Source organism: Tsuneonella amylolytica (genome assembly GCF_003626915.1).
In the GTDB taxonomy this organism is placed as follows: domain Bacteria; phylum Pseudomonadota; class Alphaproteobacteria; order Sphingomonadales; family Sphingomonadaceae; genus Tsuneonella; species Tsuneonella amylolytica.
The window spans coordinates 1,750,152-1,769,601 of the sequence record NZ_CP032570.1 but is presented as its reverse complement, the minus strand read 5'-3'; the positions used below and the strand labels follow the sequence as shown (position 1 = coordinate 1,769,601).

The 19,450-nt window shown below is 67.7% G+C and carries 20 protein-coding genes; 13 read left to right on the top strand and 7 right to left on the bottom strand.

Going from position 1 to position 19,450, the window contains the following annotated elements; genetic code table 11:
• Positions 1-69: 69 nt before the first annotated feature.
• The 7 genes from D4766_RS08700 to D4766_RS08670 all read left to right on the top strand — a co-directional run bounded on the left by D4766_RS08700 (position 70) and on the right by D4766_RS08670 (position 7,337).
• On the top strand, positions 70-930 hold the full coding sequence (locus D4766_RS08700; RefSeq protein WP_234024753.1) for a cation diffusion facilitator family transporter: 861 nt from the start codon (positions 70-72) through the stop codon (positions 928-930).
• Positions 930-2,507 (top strand): class I adenylate-forming enzyme family protein, encoded by a 1,578-nt coding sequence (locus tag D4766_RS08695; RefSeq protein WP_120717106.1) that lies wholly within the window; start codon positions 930-932, stop codon positions 2,505-2,507. The genes D4766_RS08700 and D4766_RS08695 overlap by 1 nt, the downstream gene beginning before the upstream one ends.
• A 354-nt stretch (positions 2,508-2,861) precedes the next feature.
• On the top strand, positions 2,862-4,436 hold the full coding sequence (guaA, locus tag D4766_RS08690; RefSeq protein ID WP_120717105.1) for a glutamine-hydrolyzing GMP synthase: 1,575 nt from the start codon (positions 2,862-2,864) through the stop codon (positions 4,434-4,436).
• Positions 4,437-4,564: 128 nt separating this feature from the next.
• On the top strand, positions 4,565-5,188 hold the full coding sequence (locus D4766_RS08685) for an endonuclease III domain-containing protein (protein ID WP_120717104.1): 624 nt from the start codon (positions 4,565-4,567) through the stop codon (positions 5,186-5,188).
• Entirely contained in the window at positions 5,143-5,958 is an 816-nt protein-coding gene (locus tag D4766_RS08680; RefSeq protein WP_120717103.1) for a kinase, read from the top strand. The genes D4766_RS08685 and D4766_RS08680 overlap by 46 nt, the downstream gene beginning before the upstream one ends.
• The gene (locus D4766_RS08675; protein WP_234024752.1) at positions 5,955-6,671 is read left to right on the top strand and encodes an endonuclease III domain-containing protein; all 717 of its coding nucleotides are present in this window, start codon (positions 5,955-5,957) and stop codon (positions 6,669-6,671) included. The genes D4766_RS08680 and D4766_RS08675 overlap by 4 nt, the downstream gene beginning before the upstream one ends.
• A 6-nt stretch (positions 6,672-6,677) precedes the next feature.
• Entirely contained in the window at positions 6,678-7,337 is a 660-nt protein-coding gene (locus tag D4766_RS08670; protein ID WP_120717102.1) for an endonuclease III domain-containing protein, read from the top strand.
• On the opposite strand, the gene D4766_RS08665 is transcribed toward D4766_RS08670, so the two are convergent.
• The 6 genes from D4766_RS08665 to D4766_RS08640 are packed head-to-tail and all read right to left on the bottom strand — an operon-like array spanning position 7,327 to position 11,497.
• Entirely contained in the window at positions 7,327-8,289 is a 963-nt protein-coding gene (locus D4766_RS08665) for an oxidoreductase (RefSeq protein ID WP_120717101.1), read from the bottom strand. The two genes, D4766_RS08670 and D4766_RS08665, sit on opposite strands and share 11 nt — an antisense overlap.
• Positions 8,290-8,344: 55 nt before the next feature.
• Positions 8,345-8,893, bottom strand: coding sequence for a DUF924 family protein (locus D4766_RS08660; protein ID WP_120717100.1), 549 nt, complete (start codon positions 8,891-8,893; stop codon positions 8,345-8,347).
• Between the two features lie 8 nt (positions 8,894-8,901).
• The gene (locus tag D4766_RS08655) at positions 8,902-9,312 is read right to left on the bottom strand and encodes a hypothetical protein (RefSeq protein ID WP_120717099.1); all 411 of its coding nucleotides are present in this window, start codon (positions 9,310-9,312) and stop codon (positions 8,902-8,904) included.
• Entirely contained in the window at positions 9,309-9,722 is a 414-nt protein-coding gene (locus D4766_RS08650; protein ID WP_162935718.1) for a hypothetical protein, read from the bottom strand. Before D4766_RS08650 ends, D4766_RS08655 begins: the two co-directional genes overlap by 4 nt.
• A 45-nt stretch (positions 9,723-9,767) precedes the next feature.
• On the bottom strand, positions 9,768-11,189 hold the full coding sequence (tldD, locus tag D4766_RS08645) for a metalloprotease TldD (protein ID WP_120717097.1): 1,422 nt from the start codon (positions 11,187-11,189) through the stop codon (positions 9,768-9,770).
• A 47-nt stretch (positions 11,190-11,236) separates the two neighbouring features.
• A complete protein-coding gene (locus tag D4766_RS08640) occupies positions 11,237-11,497 on the bottom strand; it encodes a zinc-finger domain-containing protein (protein WP_120717096.1) in 261 nt (86 codons plus the stop codon).
• Positions 11,498-11,590: 93 nt separating this feature from the next.
• Here D4766_RS08640 and D4766_RS08635 point away from each other — a divergent pair, with 93 nt between their 5' ends.
• Positions 11,591-12,526 carry an ABC transporter ATP-binding protein gene (locus D4766_RS08635; RefSeq protein ID WP_120717095.1) on the top strand — a complete coding sequence of 312 codons (936 nt, stop codon included), beginning with the start codon at positions 11,591-11,593 and terminating at the stop codon, positions 12,524-12,526.
• Positions 12,519-13,265, top strand: coding sequence for a class I SAM-dependent methyltransferase (locus D4766_RS08630; RefSeq protein WP_120717094.1), 747 nt, complete (start codon positions 12,519-12,521; stop codon positions 13,263-13,265). The genes D4766_RS08635 and D4766_RS08630 overlap by 8 nt, the downstream gene beginning before the upstream one ends.
• 6 nt (positions 13,266-13,271) lie before the next feature.
• Here the strand turns inward: D4766_RS08630 and D4766_RS08625 are convergent, their stop codons facing one another.
• Positions 13,272-13,460 (bottom strand): hypothetical protein, encoded by a 189-nt coding sequence (locus tag D4766_RS08625; protein ID WP_162935717.1) that lies wholly within the window; start codon positions 13,458-13,460, stop codon positions 13,272-13,274.
• A 161-nt stretch (positions 13,461-13,621) separates the two neighbouring features.
• Here D4766_RS08625 and nadB point away from each other — a divergent pair, with 161 nt between their 5' ends.
• From nadB to D4766_RS08605, 4 genes are all read left to right on the top strand, one after another.
• Positions 13,622-15,226: an L-aspartate oxidase gene (gene nadB, locus D4766_RS08620; protein ID WP_120717092.1), complete on the top strand. Its 1,605-nt coding sequence runs from the start codon at positions 13,622-13,624 to the stop codon at positions 15,224-15,226.
• A gap of 32 nt (positions 15,227-15,258) precedes the next feature.
• On the top strand, positions 15,259-16,155 hold the full coding sequence (locus D4766_RS08615; RefSeq protein ID WP_120717091.1) for an alpha/beta fold hydrolase: 897 nt from the start codon (positions 15,259-15,261) through the stop codon (positions 16,153-16,155).
• A gap of 69 nt (positions 16,156-16,224) precedes the next feature.
• Positions 16,225-16,866, top strand: a complete 642-nt coding sequence (locus D4766_RS08610) for a hypothetical protein (RefSeq protein WP_162935716.1) — start codon at positions 16,225-16,227, stop codon at positions 16,864-16,866.
• 501 nt (positions 16,867-17,367) lie between these two features.
• On the top strand, positions 17,368-19,401 hold the full coding sequence (locus tag D4766_RS08605; RefSeq protein ID WP_120717089.1) for a ribonucleoside-diphosphate reductase subunit alpha: 2,034 nt from the start codon (positions 17,368-17,370) through the stop codon (positions 19,399-19,401).
• The last annotated feature ends 49 nt before the right edge of the window (positions 19,402-19,450 follow it).

Here is a 19,450-nt window from a genome sequence, read left to right as displayed (position 1 = left end):
GGCATTCCCGAGGAGATACGGGCCGATTTCGCACGGGCTCGCCGGCTCGAATGGTGGACGCTGGCGTGGATGAGTTCGATCATCGCCGCGATGTATTTCACCATGGGTGCAAGCAAGGCCATGCAAAGCGCGCTGATCGAAGACGTGCTCAGCCTCGTACCGGCGGTGACCTGGCTCGTCGCCGCAGGGCTTGAACCGAAGCGATCGACGGAAAAATTCCCCTTCGGTTTCGTCCGTTTCAACAGTTTGGCCTTCCTGATCGCCGCGGTCGCGTTGGCACTCGTGGGCGGATTCCTGTTCTACGAAAGCGCGACCACCCTCCTGATGGGAGAACATCCGACCGTTCCGCCCGTAACCCTGTTCGGGCGCGACATCTGGCTGGGATGGCTGATGGTCGCCGCGTTGGTTTACTCGATCGTTCCGCCCGTCGTCCTGGGCCGGATGAAGCAGCCCGTCGCCGAACGCCTGCGGGACAAGGTCCTGCATACCGACGCACTCATGCAGAAAGCCGACTGGCAGACGGGTCTGGCCGGCGTAGTCGGTGTGATGGGGATCGGTCTGGGATACTGGTGGGCCGACAGCGCAGCCGCGCTATTCATCGCGATCTCGATATTGAAGGACGGATATCAAAACATCCGGACCGCCGCCGCCGAATTGCTCGATGGTGCCCCTCGCGCGTTGGAAAGTTCCGACATTGCCGACGATGCCCGGCAACTCAAGGAACGCCTGCTGGACCGTTGGCCCCGTGCCACGGTCCGTCTTCGCGAGTCCGGGCGCTACATCTACGCTTCGGTTGAGAACGTCGCCGATCCGGGACCCGTCCCCTCCCCGGAAGAACTCATGGCTCCCTATCCCGCTTGGCGTCTCGATCGCCTTCAATTCACGGCTTACGATCAAACGGCAGAGAGCGGCGACAAGGACCGGCAGTAATGAATGACCCGATTACGAGCGCCGAAGGCATCACCGCCGGCCTGTCGCAGCCCTATGGCTCCTTTCCGCAGGTCTTGGCAGACTGGGCGCGGGTACAGCCCGGAAAGCCCGCGCTGCGCGACGAGGATGGCGAGATCACGTGGGGTGAGCTCGGCGACCGGATAGAGCGGATCGCCGCGCGCCTCATCGAGGACGGGCTCGAGCGCGGCCAGTCTGTGGCGATCCTCGGGACCAGCACGGTTCCCTATGCGCTCGTCTTCCTCGCCGCGGTGCGCGCGGGCGGGGTCGCGGCCCCGCTCACGACCAGCGCCAGTGCCGAGCAGCTCGCCGGCATGGCGAAGGACTCGGGGGCGAAGCACATCTTCGTCGATCGTGCGAAGCTGGCCGAACTCGGCGACGACGCGTTTCCCGGCATGACCCGCATCGTCCTCGACGAAGAACTGGGCGACTGGATGGCGCCTGCGGGTACGACCGCTCCGCCGTTCGATCCGGACGAGCGCGATCCGTTCAACATCATCTATTCCAGCGGCACGACCGGCATCCCGAAGGGCATCGTCCATTCGCACCTGATGCGCTGGCGGCAGTTCGCCACCACGGCGAGCGCGTTCGCCGCCAGCGGAATGGACCCGGTGAGCCTCGCCTCCACCCCGCTCTATTCGAACACCACGATGGTGGCCTTCCTCGCCCCGCTGCTGGCGGGCGGCACGGTGCGCGTGATGGGCAAGTTCGATAGCAGGCGCTGGCTCGCCCATGCCGAAGCCGACAGGACGCGCGTGACGATGCTGGTGCCGGTCCAGTATCAGAGGCTGATGGCCGAGCCGACCTTCGGCGACTTCGACCTGTCGAACCTGGCGGTGAAGTACTGCACCTCCGCGCCGTTTTCCGCCGAGCTGAAGCGCGAGGTGCTGGACCGGATGCCCGGCACGCTCACCGAAATCTATTCGATGACCGAAGGCGGCGTCGTGTGCCTGCTCAACGCGCACGAGTTTCCGGACAAGCTGCACACCGTCGGCCGCCCCTCTCCGGTGAGCGAGCTCAAAGTCCTCGACGACGAGGATCGGCCGGTGCCGCCGGGGACGCCGGGCAACCTCGTGGGGCGGTCGCCGACGATGATGTCGGGCTACAAGAACCAGGACGCCAAGACGCGCGAAGGGTACTGGACCGATCCCGAGACCGGCGAGGTCTGGCAGCGGATGGGCGACATCGGACGGATCGACGCCGACGGCTTCGTCGAACTCGTCGGCCGTGCGAAGGACATGATCATCTCGGGCGGGTTCAACATCTTCCCGAGCGACCTCGAAACGGCGCTCGAGGCGGATCCGCGGGTGGTCGAAGCCGCGGTGATCGGCGTACCGAGCCACAAGTGGGGAGAGACCCCGGTCGGCTTCGTCCGGCTGGCGGGCGGCGCCGGCGAGGCGGACCTGCCGGCCATCATGGCCGATACCAACGGCAAGCTCGGCAAGACCCAGCGGCTCGCGATGCTCCATGCGATCGACGAGATGCCGCGCAGCCACATCGGCAAGTTGCTGAAAACCGAACTCAGGACGATCGCCGACACGCTGCCGCAACCGGCCTGAGCGATGGGGGAATGAATACGGGGCGGCGGCCTGGGAGGGAGAGGAGTGGCCAGCCGCCCCGTTTCACGTCGCGCGCATCCGCATCGGGGCGGACGGGGCGAACTCGCCGACGGGCCTACTCGGGGGGACGGGGCCGGTCGGCGATGCCGGGGTGCCCCATCACACGGGGGAGAGGACTGGATGCAGCCCGGCTTCGGCGCCCGAAATAATCTTGCGCCGCACTTTTCACAAATGAGAAAACGGCGCGATGTGTTGCGTTTGGTGCAACTGTTCGTTCCAATGTCGTAACGCTTCATCGGGGAGGACGCGCTGCCGTTGCTGGACTCGGGCGAAGGGCTTCGCTTAACGGCCCGCATGGACGACGCGACCCTCCCCGATTCCATCCTTATCGTCGATTTCGGCAGCCAGGTGACCCAGCTCATCGCCCGGCGCGTGCGCGAAGCGGGGGTCTATTCCGAGATCGCCCCGTTCACCCAGGCGGAGGAGGCGTTCCACCGCCTGAAGCCCAAGGGCATCATCCTGTCGGGCTCGCCCGCCGGGGTGCCCGAGGAAGGCAGCCCCCGCGCGCCCCAGATGCTGTTCGAGGCCGGCCTGCCGATCCTCGGCATCTGCTACGGCCAGCAAGTCATGAGCCACCAGCTCGGCGGCCGGGTCGAGGCCGGCAACCAAGGCGAGTGGGAGGGCGAATTCGGCCGTGCGTTCCTCACCGTCACGCGGCCTTGCGCGCTGTTCGACGGGCTGTGGGAGGTCGGCGAACGGCATCAGGTGTGGATGAGCCACGGCGACAAGGTCACCCGGTTCGCCCCCGGCTTCGAGGTCGTCGCCACCAGCGACGGCGCGCCCTTCGCGGTGATCGCCGACGAGAGCCGCAAGTTCTACGGCACCCAGTTCCACCCGGAGGTCGTCCACACCCCTGACGGCGGCAAGCTGATCGCCAACTTCGTCACCAAGGTCTGCGGTCTTGCGGGCGACTGGACGATGGCCGCCTACCGCGAGACGAAGATCGCACAGATCCGCGAACAGGTCGGCAGCGGGCGGGTGATCTGCGGCCTTTCGGGCGGGGTCGACAGCTCGGTCGCCGCGATCCTGATCCACGAGGCGATCGGTGAGCAGCTCACCTGCGTATTCGTCGATCACGGCCTGCTGCGCCTCAACGAGCGCGAGCAGGTCGAAACGATGTTCCGCGACCACTACAACATCCCGCTGGTGGTGGTGGATGCGGAAGACCGCTTCATGGCGGGCCTCGAAGGCGTCACCGACCCCGAAAAGAAGCGCAAATTCATCGGCGCCGAATTCATCACCGTGTTCGAGGAGGAGGCCCGCAAGATCGGCGGCGCTGACTTCCTCGCGCAGGGCACGCTCTATCCCGACGTTATCGAGAGCGTCAGCTTCACCGGCGGGCCTTCGGTCACGATCAAGAGCCACCACAACGTCGGCGGCCTGCCCGAACGGATGAACATGGCGCTGGTCGAGCCCTTGCGCGAGCTGTTCAAGGACGAGGTCCGCGAACTGGGCCGCGAACTCGGCCTGCCCGACATCTTCGTCGGGCGGCACCCCTTCCCCGGCCCCGGCCTCGCGATCCGCATCCCCGGCGCGGTCGACAAGGAACGCTGCGACATCCTGCGCAAGGCCGATGCGGTCTACCTCGAGGAGATTCGCAGCGCCGGCCTCTACGATGCGATCTGGCAGGCCTTCGCGGTGCTGCTGCCGGTCCGCACCGTGGGCGTGATGGGCGACTATCGCACCTACGACCACGTCCTCGCCCTGCGCGCGGTGACAAGCACCGACGGGATGACGGCCGACGTCTACCCCTTCGATGCCGCCTTCCTCAGCCGCGTGGCGACCCGCATCGTCAACGAGGTGAAGGGTGTGAACCGGGTGGTCTACGATTACACCAGCAAGCCGCCGGGCACGATCGAATGGGAGTGATTTGCGACACGGATTGATCCGGGGGATCAATCCGGCCAAATCGCTCGGCGACGGAAGGAGCCGCCGAGATCCACGCAACCGAAATCCTCCGCCGCCTGCAGGACGCGCTAGTACAGCGCTTCGGGCACATGCTCCGTGCCCCTGAAGATCGCCGCGCGCCGGAATGGTCGCTGGTGCAGGGGCTGATCGGTAGCCGTATGCCGAGCGAGGCGTCGAGTGCGGTGGCGGACCGGGTGCTTGCCGAGAACGGATCGTGGGACGCGGTGGCGGCGCTGCCGCTCGAAGACCTTGTCACAGCGCTCAAGGGCGTTCGGTTTCCCAACCAGTCGGCGAAGCGGGTGCATGGGGTGCTCGGCGCGATCCGTGAGCGAGTCGGCACCGTCGACCTGTCGCTGCTCGAAAGCATGGATACGTCGGAAGCCGTCGCGTGGATCGAGGCGCTGCCCGGCGCGGGGCGCAAGATTGCCGCGCAGGTCGTGAACACCACCACGCTCGACCAGCCCGCGCTCGTGCTCGATACGCACCACCTTCGCATTCTCGCGCGGCTCGGGCTGATCGCCGCGGGCGAAGATACCGCGAAGGCCTATGACGCGCTCATGCCGCAACTTCCGCCCGAATGGGACGCGGCCACGATCGACGAACACCACATGCTGATGAAGGACTTGGGCCGCGAGATCTGCACGCCGAAGAACCCCAAGTGCCCCGAATGCCCCGCGCTCTCGCTATGCCCGACCGGACAGAGCCGGACCTAGGCTGGCCCGCTGCTGACGCGGCGGCCGGGCTCGCCGTCGCCGGGCGTCACACCGCGCTGGGCCGCCCGGTCCTGGTGGGGCTGGCGGGATCGCAGGGCTCGGGAAAGAGCACGATGGCCCCGCGCCTCGCCGCGTTGCTGGCGGACCGGGGCCTGCACACCGCGATCCTCGCGCTCGACGATTTCTACCTCACCCGCGCCGAGCGGGCGATGCTGTCGCAAGACGTGCACCCGCTCCTCGCCACGCGAGGGGTGCCGGGGACGCACAATGTCGGGCTGTTGTCGGATGCGCTCGATGTGTTGCTCGCCGGCGGCAGCGCGCACGTGCCGGTGTTCGACAAGGCGAACGACGACCGTGCCGGGTCGCGGACAGTGGCCGGCCCGGTCGATGTCGTATTGCTTGAAGGCTGGTGCGTCGGCGCATTGCCGCAGCCGGCGGTCGAACTGGCCGAACCGGTCAACGCACTCGAACGGTTCGAGGACGCGGATGGCATATGGCGGCGCTGGGTCAACGATCGGCTGGCGACCGGTTACACCGGGTTGTTCGGCCGCCTCGACCTCACCGTCGTGCTTCGCGCGCCGTCCTTCGCCGTCGTCGAGCGATGGCGCGGCGAGCAGGAAGCGCATCTCGGGGATCGGGCCATGCCGCCCGCCGCCCTCGCCCGCTTCGTCCAGCATTACGAGCGGATAACCCGAGCCATGCTGGCAGGCGAGCCCGCCGACCTCATCGTCGACCTGTCCGCCGAGCGCGTACCAGTGGCGATCCGGTGAACCAGCTCGACTTCGGCCCCGATCCGCGCACCGATGTGCTGCGCCGATTGCAGGCGCTGATGATCCAGCGCTTCGGCCGCATCGACCGTGCCGCGGCGGACTGGCGCAAGCCCGAATGGGTGCTGGTGCAGGGTGTGATCGGCGCGCGCACACTGACGCCGACGTCGAACGCCGCGACCGAACGCCTGCTCGTCCGCTACGGCTCGTGGGACGCGGTCGCCGCCGCGCCGGTGGAGGAACTGGAGGCCGAGCTCGCGACGCAAACCTTTCCCGACATTGCCGCCGCCCGGGTCAAATCGGCGTTGGGCGGCGTAGTCGAGCGGATCGGCCGTATGGACCTCTCGCACCTCGGCGCGCTCTCCACCGAAGACGCGATGGCGTGGCTGGAAAGCCTGCCCGGCGTTGGGCGCAAGGTCGCCGCCGGGGTTATGAACGCCAGCACCTTCGACCGGCGCGCGCTGGTGCTCGACAGCCACCACATCCGCGTCAGCCAGCGGATGAAGCTGGTGCCGCCGCGCGCCGACACGATCCGCGCCTTCGACAGCCTGATGCCCGCTATGCCGCCCGAATGGACTGCCGCCGAATTCGACGAGCACCACCTTCTGATGAAGAAGCTCGGCCAGCAGTTCTGCCGGCCCGCCGCGCCGCTGTGTGCCGAGTGCCCCGCGCTGTCGCTTTGCCCCGCCGGAACCGCGCGCGTTCCCGACCGCTAGGGCTTCATGCTGGGCGAGGACGAAGTCGAAGAGGTGTTCCGCCGCCTGTCGCAGGCGATGCCAGGCCGCACGCGGGGGGCGAAGGGTCCCAAGGGCCAGCCCGACGCCTTCCGCAGCTGCATCGCCTGCATGCTGTCGGCCCAGTCGCTCGACCGCAACACCGCCGCCGCCACGAAGGCGCTGTTCCGGCTCGCCCGCACCCCGCGCACGATGCTGAAGCTCGACGACGCGGCGATCGCCGCGGCCATCAAGCCCGCCGGTCTCTACAACATGAAGGCGCGCAACATCCGCGCGTTCTGCGCCGCGCTGCTCGATCGGCACGGCGGCGTGGTGCCCGACACGCGCGGAGGGCTGATGGCGCTGCCCGGCATCGGGCGCAAGTGCGCCGACATCGTGCTGCAGTTCACGTTCGGCACCGACACCATCGCGGTCGACACCCACGTCCACCGCGTCTGCAACCGTATCGGGCTGACGAACGCCAGGACTGCCGACAAGACCGCCGGGCAGCTGGAGGCGCGCGCGCCCGCCTGGGCGTTTCACGAGGGACATTTCTGGCTGATCCAGCTCGGCAAGCGTATCTGCAAGGCGCGCAGCCCGCAGTGTCCCGTGTGTCCGGTGAACGACCTGTGCGAGTTCTACGCCGCCGCCGCGCGTCCTACGGCCTGAACCGCACCCCGGTCATCTCCTCGGACAGGGCCCACAACCGTTCGGCCAGCCCCTCGTCGCGCAGGTGCGGATGGACGCCGCCCGTCGGCCGGTCCGCGCTCGCCGGGGCGGCCACGTCGCAATCTTCGCAATAGACCCCGCCCTTGCCCTCGAGCAGCGGCGAGGTCGCCGCCCAGACCGTGGTGGCGGCGCCTTGCTCGGTCGTCTTGAAGCGTTCGTTGACGTTTCCGTCCGCGTCGATCCAGCCCATCGCGACCTGCTCTTCTCGGCTGAGATGCCGCTGGAGCGGGGTCATGATCCCCCCCGGGTGGACCGAAAAGGCGCGCACGCCGTGGGGTTCGCCCAGCCGGTCGAGGTAGAGCGCGAACAGCGCATTGGCGCTTTTGGCCTGGCCGTATGCCTGCCACTTGTCGTAGTCGCGCCGCTCGAAGTTCGGGTCGTCGAGGTCGGGGGCGCCGAGACGGTGCCCGATCGAGGACAGCGCCACGACGCGCGCATGGCCGCCGGTCGCCAGCAAGGACCAGAGGCGGGCAGTCAGTTGGAAATGCCCGAGATGGTTGGTCGCGAACTGCCCCTCGTACCCGCGCGCATCGCGGGTGAGCGGGCTGGCCATGACGGCGGCGTTGTTGATCAGGATGTCGAGCGCGTCCCACCGGTTCGCGACGGCGTCGGCGAATGCGTCGATGGATGCGGGGTCCGACAGATCGAGCGGCAGGATCGCGACGGATCCGCCAATGCCAGCCAGCACTCCCTCTGCGGCTTCGACGCGCCGGGCCCCGACGATCACCTCGGCGCCCGCACCCGCCAGTGCGCGCACCGTCTCCGTGCCGATGCCGGAATAGCCGCCGGTGACGACGATGCGTCTGCCGGTAAGGTCCTGCCCCGCCATCGCCTCGCGGGCGGTCGAACGGTATCCGAAAGGCGAGCCCACTGGCTGCTGCGGGGTGTTCATGGCGATCTCCTCCCTTTGCTGTTCTGTCTTCACGATATGGCTACACCGCACATCGTTACCACGCGTTCCCCGCCGCGACCGCAGCCTTTTCGGCCGCCGTCGAGCGTCGCCCCAGGATGGGGTTGCGGTGGGGAAACCGCCCGAAACGGGCGATCATCCGCCAGTGATCCCGAGCAAAGCCAAAGTTCGCAGGAATGGTGCGGAAGAACGCGAGGCTGGCGCGCTGGTCGGCGATTCCCTCGCTGTGCATCAGCGGCATGCCCACGAAGGCGCGCTCGCGGTCCGGCAAGCCGAGGTGCCACCCCTTCGCCATGGCGCCGCGCGCGATGGCGCGGGCCAGAGGATCGGTGGCGAAGGCCTCCGCCGTGCCGCGATGCACGTTGCGCGGCACCTGGTCAAACAGCAGGATCGCCGCCCGCGCCGTCAGCGGGTCGGACAGAAACTCGCTCGCCCAACGCGTGCGCAACATCGCGAGGTCGCCGCCGAACCGCCGTGCGATCCGCGCGTCGAGCGCGGGCGAACCGCCCCACCAATCGGCGGGCGACAGTTCGTGGAACCAGAAATACAGCAGGTCCGCCGCCCAGCGGCGCGGGGCGGCGGCCACGGCGCCCGTCAGTTCGCGCGGGTGTAGGGTACGAAGTCGGTGAGGAAGATGTTGCCGGTGTACATCCCGGTCGACGTGTCGAAGGTCGTCACGATATCCTGGCGGCAGAGGCGCGTGCCGAACTGCTTCGTCAGCATCGCATCCCACCGGTCGAGATCCTGCGGACGGGCTGTCCGGTTGACCCAGATCGTGCGGCCGGAGCCGTACACGACCGCCGCGCCTTCGACGATCTGCGACTGGCGATTGCGATAGGTATCGACGCAGCTCACCGGCTCGCCCGCAACCCGGCCTTCGAGCATCTTGGCGAGCTTCTGTTCGCCGGTCCGCCGCTCTCCCGCCGAAAGCTGGGCCGGAATGGCAGCCGTAGCGGCGATGGCAGCGAGGGCGACGAAGTAGGGTAGGCGTTTGGAGCGGATCATTGCATGTCTCCGGGTGTCGGGCGGCGGAACGGGACGAATTCGCCGAGCGTAAGGACGGGACCGGGGATGAGCGACAGCCGGTCGCGCATCTCCACCCGGTCGTGGACGCACAGCTGCGAGGAACTCCACTTCTCGATCACCGGCAGGTCGCCGTCGTCGACGAAGTTGGCCGCAGCCGGGCGGTTGACCCACAGGGTATCGCCGCGGCGGAATACGAAGCCCACGCCGTCGACGGCCGTCATGCCTTCCTGCGCGAAGTCGCGGATGCAATCCTCCGGCGCGCCGGCGACCCGCCCGTCCAGCATCTTCGCCAGCCGCGCCTCGCCGCGATCGGCCCGGTCGGCGGCGGCGGGGGCCGCCACGAGAGCGGCGAGTGAAACGGCGAGAGCTATGCAGGCGATTCTTCTCATGACCCGGCCCATGTAGCACGAGGCGGCTGAACCGGTGCTGACCATTCAGGCCGTGCCGCCGACAGTCAGTCCGCCCACCAGCAGCGTCGGCTGGCCGACCCTGGCGGGCACGCTCTGCCCGCCCTTGCCACACATGCCGACGCCCTCGTCGAGCGCCATGTCGGTGCCGATGCCGGTGACGCGGGTGAGCACGCTCGGCCCGTTGCCGATCAGCGTCGCACCCTTGATCGGCGCGCCCAGCTTGCCGTTCTCGACGAGATAGGCCTCGGTGCAACCGAAGGTGAACTTGCCGCTGACGATATCGACCTGACCGCCGCCGAAGCTCTTGGCGAAGATACCCTTCTTCACGCGCGACAGCAGTTCGGCCGGATCGTCGGCCCCGGCCCGCATGAAGGTGTTGGTCATGCGCGGCATCGGCGCATGGGCATAGCCCTGGCGCCGTCCGTTTCCGGTGGCCGCGACGCCCATCAGTCGCGCGTTGAGCCGGTCCTGCATATATCCCTTGAGGATACCGTCCTCGATCAGCACCGTCTCCTGCGTGGGCGTCCCCTCGTCGTCGATGCTGAGCGAGCCGCGGCGGTTCGCGATGCTGCCGTCGTCAACGACCGTGACCCCGGGGGCCGCCACACGCTCGCCGATGCGGCCCGAGAACGCGCTGGTGCCCTTGCGGTTGAAATCGCCCTCGAGCCCGTGGCCGACCGCCTCGTGCAGCAGAACGCCCGGCCAGCCGGGACCGAGCAGGACGGTCATCTCACCGGCGGGGGCGGGCACGCTTTCGAGATTGACGAGCGCCTGCGCCACCGCCTCGTCCACCGCGCGCATCCAGTTCGCCTCGTCGAACAGGTCGTCGTAGAGATACCGTCCGCCGAAGCCGAAGCTGCCGGTCTCGCGACGCCCGCCCGACTCGGCGACGACCGAGACGTTGAGCCGGACCAGCGGGCGGATGTCGCGCGCAATGAAACCGTCGGGCCGCACGATCTCGATCCCGGTCCACGATCCGGCGAGGCTCGCCGTCGCCTGCACGACCCGCGGGTCCTTCGCCCGGACGGCGGCGTCGATCCGCTCCAGAAGGGCGACCTTCCGCTCGAACGGGATACCGTCGAGCGGACTGGCATCGGTATAGAGGTGCCGGTTCGACCGCGGCGGCGGGGCGGCCCGCGCTCCCTTCGCGGGATCGAGGAGGCGGAGCGTCTCACCCGCCCGGCGGATCGCGCCGGCGCTGATCTCGCTCGCATGGGCGAACCCGGTCGTCTCGCCCGATACACCGCGCAGGCCGAAGCCCGCATCGCGCGAATAGTCCGCGGTCTTCAGCCGCCCGTCGTCGAAGACGAAGCTCTCGCTCGCGGCGAACTGGAGGTAGAGTTCGCCATCGTCGCAACCGCGCAGCGTTTCGGCGGCAAGCGCCTTCGCCTCGTCGGGATCGAGCTTGCCGTCGGCATAGATCAGGCTGTGGGGATCGGATGTCATCAGGCGCTATGTAGGTAACGCGCGATGCAATTGCGACCGGCTCCTAGTTAGCGGTGGCCCGGATCGCTTCCTTCGGAGATGTCGACGAGGCTTGCCTGGTCGGCGCCGTCGGCGGGGCCGCCTTCCAGCACGAAGCGGCGGTCGCAGTAGCCGCAATCGACGTAGCCGTGCTCGTCGATCTCCAGCCAGACCTTGGGATGGCCGAGCGCGGCGGGGCGATAGTGCGCGCCGCTGCGGATGTCGGTCGCGCCGTCGCACCAGACGCGGCGCTGGATCACCTTGGTTACTTCGGGCGGGGGAATGCTCATGGAGCGGCGGATACCGATGTTGCGGGCGGCGCGCAACGGCGCCCGTGCACCCGCTGTTGCGGGTTGCACCCAACATCAGTACGCGACCTGCCCATGACCACGCCCCCCGCGATCCGCATCGCCAACCTCGTCAAGCGCTATGCCGGCATCAAGGGAGAGGAGGGGAAGCTGGCCCTGAAGGGCGTGAGCTTCGACGTGCCGCAGGGCGGGATCTTCGGCCTGCTCGGCCCCAACGGCGCGGGCAAGTCTACCCTCATCAACATCCTGGCCGGACTCGTCGACAAGACCGCCGGCAACGCGGAAATCTGGGGCTTCGACATTGCGAAGAACCCGCGCAATGCCAAGCGCAGCATCGGCATCGTGCCGCAGGAAATTGTCTTCGACCCGTTCTTCACCCCTTTCGAGGTGCTGGAGAACCAGGCCGGCTTCTACGGCATTCCCGCGGGCCAGCGCCGGTCGGAGGAACTGCTCGCAGCAGTGCACCTGTCGGACAAGCGCGATGCCTATGCCCGCACGCTGTCGGGCGGGATGAAGCGGCGGCTGCTGGTGGCCAAGGCGATGGTCCATTCGCCGCCCATCCTCGTGCTCGACGAACCGACCGCCGGCGTCGACGTCGAACTGCGCAAGCAGTTGTGGGAGCTGGTGACCCGCCTCAACCGAGAGGGCGTGACCGTGGTCCTGACGACGCACTACCTCGAGGAAGCCGAGCAGCTCTGCGACCGGATCGCCATCATCAATCACGGCGAACTGATCACCGACAAGCCGACCCGCGAACTCGTCGGCATGATGGCGGAAAAGGTCGTCGAGGTGACGGTCGACCGCGACATGGGCCAGCCGCCCGCGCACGCCGCCTTCAAGAAGGCCGAGAAGAAGGGCGAGCGCACCGTCGCGATCACCTACGACAAGGACAAGCTGACCGCCGGGCAGGTGCTCGCGCTGGTGCAGGACCAGGGCTTCGTGATCGAGGACGTGACGACGCGCGAGGCGGACCTCGAGGACGTCTTCGTCAGCCTCACCAGCAATGTCTGATACAGCGCCGATCTACGACACGATCGGCATCGACTATGCCGACCTGCGCCGCGCCGACCCGCGCATCGCGGCGATGATCGAGGACGCTCTCGGCGATGCGCGCACCGTGCTCAACGTCGGGGCCGGCGCGGGCAGCTACGAGCCGGCGGATCGCGACGTCACCGCGCTCGAACCGTCCGCCGAAATGATCGCCCAGCGGCCCGCGGGCGCCGCCCCGTGCGTGCGAGGCGCGGCCGAGGCGCTGCCGTTCGCCGACGACAGCTTCGATGCGGTCATGGGGGTGCTGACCATCCATCACTGGACCGATCCGGCGCAGGGCCTGCGCGAAATGCGCCGCGTCTCGCGCGGGCCGGTGGTGCTGCTGACCTTCGACCCCGACAATCGGGTGGCCTGGATCCTCGACTACTGGCCGCAGCTCGCCGAACTCGATGCCGCCATCATGCCCAAGCTATCGCTCTACGGCGACGTCCTCGGCCACGTGGAGATCGTGCCCGTTCCCATCCCCGCCGATTGCACCGACGGCTTCCTCTACGCCTACTGGCGCCGGCCCGCGGCCTACCTCGACCCCGAAATCCGCAAGGGCATCAGCTCGTTCTGGAAGATCGACGGTACGCAGGACGGGCTCGACCGCCTTGCAGCCGATCTCGCCAGCGGGGCTTGGGAAGCCGAATACGGCCACCTGATGGATCGGAACGCGATCGACGCAGGCTATTGCCTCGTCGTATCGCGCCCCGCCTGAACCGCTTCAGCCGAGCATCCGGTCGCCGAGACCCGCGTCGCGCACGTGCTGCACGGTCCAGTGCTGCGGCATCACTTCTTCCATCGGCGTCGCGCAATGCCGGCAGCGGCCGACCATACCGCCGTGCACCTTGCGCGCCTTGCCTGCATCCACGCTGTGGCGGCCGAACGCGCACGCCAAATGAGCGATCTTCATAGAATCGCGACCCTTCCCGTCCATGTCCCCTGTCGTTTGTTCGATTATCCCGGCACGCGGGCGCCGGAAACTGCCGCGCGCCGAGCCGTTCAGAAATTGCCGTATGTGGATGAATCGCGCGCCGCTTGCGGCCTCCCCTCGCCGCGGGCAATAAGCCGCGGATGAACGCTTCTTCCGACGCCCGATCCGCTTCCCGATACGACGTCATCGTCATCGGCTCCGGCGCCGCCGGGCTTACCGCGGCCCTCGCGCTCGCCGAAACGCGATCGGTCCTGGTGCTCGCCAAGGGGTCGCTGACCGGCGGCAGCACCGCGTGGGCGCAAGGCGGGATCGCGGCAGTGCTCGACGCGGGCGACACGTTCGAGGACCACATCCGTGACACGATGGTCGCCGGCGCGGGCCTGAACCGGCTGGAGACGGTCGAATTCGTCATCGAGAACGCGCCCGCCTCGATCGATCGGTTGATCGAACTGGGCGTTCCGTTCAACAGGGACACCGACACCCTTCATCTGACACGGGAGGGCGGGCACAGCCACCGCCGGATCGTCCATGTCGACGATGCGACCGGCTGGGCGGTACAGGAAGCGCTGCTCAGGGCGGCCGAAGCGAACCCCAACATCACGATGTTGGCGGGGCGCGCGTGCATCGACCTGATCACGGGCCGCAACGGCGAGAAGTATTCGGGCAGCGGGCGCGTATGGGGCGTCTATGCCCTCGACGAGGCAACCGGGAAGGTGGAGGCGCACGTCGCGCGCGCGACCGTGCTGGCCACCGGCGGCGCGGGCCGCGTCTACCAGTTCAGCACCGCCCCGCGCGGCGCCACGGGCGACGGGATCGCGATGGCCTGGCGGGCGGGCGCGCGGGTCTCCAACATGGAGATGATGCAGTTCCACCCGACCTGCCTCTACAACCTAGAGGTCAAGAACTTCCTCATCACCGAGGCGGTGCGCGGCGAAGGCGGCATCCTCAAGAACCCGAAAACGGGTGAACGCTACATGCCTTCGTACGACGAACGCGCCGAGCTTGCCCCGCGCGACATCGTGGCCCGCGCCAACGACGACCAGATCAAGCGCTACGGCCTCGACTGCGTCCATCTCGACATCAGCCACCTGGCCCCCGAATTCGTGCGCGAGCACTTCCCCAACATCGACGAGAAGCTGACCGGCCTCGGCATCGACATGACGACGCAGCCGATCCCGGTGGTCCCCGCCCAGCACTACACCTGCGGCGGCGTGCTGGTGGGGCTCGACGCGCGCACCGACCTGCCCGGCCTGTGGGCCGCCGGCGAAGTGACCGAAAGCGGCCTTCACGGCGCCAACCGCCTCGCCTCGAACTCGCTCCTCGAATGCTTCGTCTTCGGCGAGGCGGCGGCGAAGGACATCCTCGAGGCATGGGACGAGATGGATGAGCCCCCGGCGATCCGGGAATGGGACGAAAGCCGCGTCACCGATTCCGACGAGGAAGTCGTCATCAAGCAGAACTGGACCGAAATCCGGCGAATGATGTGGAACTACGTCGGCATCGTGCGCACGACCAAGCGGCTGGAGCGCGCGGCACACCGGATCGAGCTCTTGGGGCGGGAGATCCAGGACTACTACGGCTCGTTCCGCGTCACGACCGACCTCGTCGAGCTCAGGAACCTGCACCAGTGCGCGGACCTCATCGTCCGCAGCGCGTTGAAGCGCCACGAGAGCCGCGGGCTGCACTACACGCTCGACTACCCCGAAACGGACCCCGTTCCGCGCGACACCGTGCTGGTTCCGTAACTCCGCCCCACCCGACTTCCGAGGAACCGACCATGCCCCAGATCGAAGCCAACGGCATCACGCTGGAATACGAGGATCACGGCGATCCCGCCGATCCGGTCATTCTCCTCATCATGGGGTTCGGTGCGCAGCTGACCCTGTGGCCGATCGAGCTGGTCGAGGCGCTGGTGGAGCGCGGCTTCCGCGTGATCCGCTACGACAACCGCGACATCGGCCTGTCCCAGAAGTTCGACGGGGTGAAGGCGCCCGGCCCCGTCAAGCTCGTCCTGCTGTCGAAGATCGGCCTCACGCCCAAGGTGCCCTACACGCTCGCCGACATGGCCGACGACGGGGCGGGCCTGCTCGATGCGCTCGGCATCGCGCATGCGCATATCGTGGGGGCCAGCATGGGCGGGATGATCGCCCAGCACTTCGCCGCGCGGCACCCGGGCAGGACCGACAGCCTGACGCTGGTCTTCACCGCCACCGGCAACCCCAAGATGCCGCGCGCGAAGCCCGAGGCGATCAGGGCCCTGACGAAGCGGCCCGCCAGCCTGGAGGAAGACGTTCTGGTCGAGCACGGGGTGTACCTCTCCGGCGTGATCGGCAGCCCCGGCTTCCCGCGCGACATCGACGCGGTGCGCGAACGCACCCGAGCCAACGTGCGCCGCAGCGTCTATCCCGAGGGGCCGACACGGCAGATGGCCGCCATCATCGCCGACGGCGACCGGCGCGACATGCTGAAGTCCCTCGACGTGCGCACCCTCGTCCTCCACGGCGAGGCAGATCCGCTGATCCCGGTCGCGAACGGCCACGACGTTGCCGCCGCGATACCCGGCGCGCGAATCCGGACGATCCCGGGCTGGGGCCACGACCTGCCGCTCGAACTGGTGGATGAAGTCGCCGATGCGGTAGCCGGCAACGCGAAGGGCGAACAGGCCGCCGCGTGATCGAACCGGAACCGCGCCGCTCCGCTGTTCGTTTTTCCGGTCATGCGCATTTCCGGTCGCCCGATTGCCTTGCCCGTTTTCGCCGCAGCCCTCGCGTCGGTCGCCGCCTGTTCGCCCGACCCCGCGACCGGGGAGCGGGAGCGTGACGCGGCCGACGCATCGACGATAGCTGCCGGCGAGGGCCGACCTGCAGGCAACGCCGGAGCGCCATCGCCCGGCGGAACGATTGCAGCGCCCGAGCCCGCCCCCTCGCCGGTCGCCGGCCGGACCTATCGCTACACGTCGCTCGATAACTGCAAGATCCTCAGGCAGGAACGCGAAGAGATGCCGATGACCGAAGTCGCTTGCCCCGGTGCGGGCTCGTATTCGCTGCAGGTCCTCGATTCGGACGCGCGCCAGCTTCTCACCCTCGTCCCCCCGTCAAGCGAACTCTACCGGGTGCCGACCGCGCGAATCGGCGGCGGAGGATTCAGCAGCTTCGGCAGGAACGTCGAATGGAGAGGCCCGCGCGCCGCGTCGTTCGCGCCCGATTCGATGATCGTGCGCTACGATGTGGCGGAACAAGCGCACCCCGCGCCCGAAACGAGCTACCTGCTCGTCGTGAGGCTCGATGACGACCCGTGTCTGGTCGCGGCTGTCCCGCCGGGCCCCGACCAGAATCAGACGGCACGCAGCAAGGCTGACGATCCGGGCGCCTGCATGGCCGATTGATCGTTGCCGCACATTTCCGGTCCGGAGTCGAAAATTGCCGCTTCGGATCCGATCCTGCCGCGCCGCACCGTGGAGAAAAAAATATCGGCAGAATGCGGTTTGCGGGTTGCGCGCCGTGCGGGCCTAGGAATTCCGCCGCGTCGCGGTGTCGTAGCGGCGCATGACACCCTGCCACTCCAACGCTCGATCGGGGTTAACGGCGGCTTCACCCTATTGCGCGCGAGTCCCGCATGATTCACTATGGATAGTGGTTGGTGCCTGAGGGGGACCCACAAGACCTAGTTTTCGCATGCCGGCGGCACCATGTGGTACCGGCAGGCCCGAACTGCGCCTTGCGGGACCGCCCGGCGCCCGTCCGGGGACGAATCCGGGGAAAAGTTTTCCCCTTTCGCGAACCCGGAAATGATACTCGGGGCACTTCGGCTCCGAATCGAACGAAGGCGGAACATCGGGGCTAACCGAACCCCGTTGCTCCCGAAACGACAGGGCGGGCGGGGACACATGGATTTCAGGACTGGGGACGAAGCGGCGATGGGGCTCGAGGACACGATTGCAGAGGCGACCGCGACCGAGAGCGAACCGGCGACCACCAGCAGCAAGAGCGCGGCGATGACGATGGACAAGGCGGATATGGGTAGCGACGCACTGGTGACCGAAAAGGCCGCCGAAGCGATGGCCGGTGCGATGGGCGAGGCGGTGAAGGCCGCGGTCAAGCCGGCCGACGACAGCAAGAAGATCGCCGACCGGCGCTTCACGATCGTCACCGACGAATCGCGCGACGCGCTGCTGACCGAGTTCGGCAAGGAAACGCTCGACGATCGCTATCTGCTTCCGGGCGAGAAGTACCAGGACCTGTTCGCCCGCGTGGCCGATGCCTACGCCGACGACCAGAACCACGCCCAGCGGCTCTACGACTACATCTCCAAGCTCTGGTTCATGCCGGCGACCCCGGTGCTGTCGAACGGTGGCACCAACCGCGGCCTGCCCATCAGCTGCTACCTGAACTCGGTCAGCGACAGCCTCGACGGTATCGTCGGCACCTGGAACGAGAACGTGTGGCTCGCCAGCCGCGGCGGCGGCATCGGCACCTACTGGGGCAACGTGCGTGGGATCGGCGAGCCGGTCGGCCTCAACGGCAAGACCAGCGGCATCATCCCGTTCGTGCGCGTGATGGATTCGCTCACCCTGGCGATTTCGCAGGGCTCGCTGCGGCGCGGTTCGGCCGCGTGCTATCTCGACGTCAGCCATCCCGAGATCGAAGAGTTCCTCGAGATCCGGAAACCCTCGGGCGACTTCAACCGCAAGGCGCTGAACCTGCACCACGGCGTGCTCATTTCCGATGCCTTCATGGAGGCGGTCCGCGCGGGCGAGGGATGGAACCTCACCAGCCCCAAGACGGGCGAGGTCCGCGCGACCGTCGATGCACGCGCCCTGTTCCAGAAGCTGGTCGAGACGCGCCTTGCCACCGGCGAGCCCTACATCGTGTTCTCCGACACGGTGAACCGCATGATGCCCAAGCATCACCGCGATCTGGGCCTCAAGGTCTCCACCTCGAACCTGTGCTCCGAGATCACTTTGCCGACCGGCGTCGACCACCTCGGCAACGATCGCACCGCGGTCTGCTGCCTGTCCTCGCTCAACCTCGAAAAGTGGGAAGAGTGGGAAGGCGAGAAGGCTTTCGTGGAAGACGTCATGCGCTTCCTCGACAACGTGCTGCAGGACTACATCGACCGCGCGCCCGACGAGATGGGCCGCGCCAAGTATTCCGCGATGCGCGAACGCAGCGTGGGCATGGGCGTGATGGGCTTCCACTCCTTCCTTCAGAAGAAGGGCATCGGCTTCGAAAGCCCGATGGCCAAGGTCTGGAACCTGAAGATGTTCAAGCACGTCAGCGCCAAGGCGGAGGAGGCAAGCCTCGTCCTGGGGCAGGAGCGTGGCCCTTGCCCCGATGCCGCCGATGCCGGCGCGATGGAGCGGTTCAGCTGCAAGATGGCGATCGCGCCGACCGCCTCGATCAGCATTATCTGCGGCGGCACCAGTGCCTGCATCGAGCCGATCCCGGCGAACATCTACACCCACAAGACCCTGTCGGGCAGCTTCATCGTGAAGAACCCTTACCTCGAAAAACTGCTCGATTCGAAGAGCAAGAATTCCACCAACGTGTGGAACTCGATCCTCGAAAAGGGCGGCAGCGTCCAGCACCTCGACTTCCTCACGCCGGAGGAAAAGGCGGTCTACAAGACTTCCTTCGAGATCGACCAGCGCTGGCTGCTCGAATTCGCGGCCGACCGCACGCCGTTCATCGACCAGGCGCAGAGCCTGAACCTCTTCATCCCAGCCGACGTCGACAAGTGGGACCTCGCGATGCTGCACTTCCAGGCGTGGGAAAAGGGCATCAAGAGCCTCTACTACCTGCGGTCGAAGTCCGTGCAGCGCGCCGGCTTCGCGGGCGGCGTCGAAGCCGACAACACCCCCGAGGCGGCGAAGTACGAACTGCCGACGACGGACTACGACGAGTGCCTGGCCTGCCAGTGACGGCCTGACGCGTTCGCGCACGAGAACGTCTCCCCGCCCCGCGCGTTGA